The organism is Niastella vici (assembly GCF_002077945.1).
Taxonomy (GTDB): Bacteria; Bacteroidota; Bacteroidia; order Chitinophagales; family Chitinophagaceae; genus Niastella; species Niastella vici.
Genome location: NZ_LVYD01000007.1, coordinates 1 through 863, shown reverse-complemented (window position 1 = coordinate 863; position 863 = coordinate 1). Strand labels below are relative to the sequence as shown.

At 49.2% G+C, this 863-nt stretch carries 1 protein-coding gene; it reads right to left on the bottom strand.

Annotated elements, in window-relative coordinates; translation table 11 throughout:
* The coding region (locus A3860_RS05475) for a LamG-like jellyroll fold domain-containing protein (protein ID WP_143773964.1) at positions 1-863 on the bottom strand (863 nt) is incomplete at both ends.

Sequence of the window (863 nt, the reverse complement as noted above, 5' to 3'; positions counted from 1 at the left end):
TTACCAGTGCCGAAAGTGATGGTGCTGTTTCCGCTCACAGATTTAAAACCGGTTGACCGGCTGATTTGCGAAGCCCAGGTATCGCCCCATGCACCGGAAGCACGGCTATATAAATTAAAATCTGCTATACCGTGAGCGGCATCAATATTACCGCTGCTAAACCGGATGCTGTCGGGTGCAGTAAAGGCTTTGTTACTGCCGTAATTATTTATAATGAAATAGTTGGAACGGGGTGCTAAAGAAAGGCCGTCAGGCTTCGTGTCGGGTGGCGAATTGAGCTTAAACGCCACTACTTCGCCATTAGGATAGGTAGCGCCATTCTTCAGGAACAGATCGATACCTGTACCCGGGAAACTATGCTGGCCGCCTGTACTCACATCGGGTTTGCGGAACACGCTCCCTGAAGCAACCGGTGCAGTGGATGCTGTGATAAATGCACTACCCGGAATGATGGCTTTAAAGTCGCTCATGAGATCGGGCACCGTGCCGGCAGCGCTGTTGTACTGGTTGAACTGGAAATATTTCAGCAACCCGGTTTCGGCAGGCGCATTGCTTTGTATCAGGTGCATCTTTTCCCTTACCTCGTTCTGGCTTAAGGCATAATTGTAAAACTTGATTTCATCGATGGCTCCATGATAAGAGGCGCCCTGCCCGTGAATATCCCTGTTTACGAAAAAAGCCGACTGCGACAGGTCAATAACAGGCATTGGGCCGCTATTGAACGTGGAAGGCACGCCATTCAAATAGATTGTTACCCCTGTTGGCGAATAGGTAAGCACCACAAAATTCCAGGCAGTGCTATCAGCGATCAGCCCGCTGGTATTACCCCATTTAACTAAATTATCGGTATAGGCCAGTTCAAG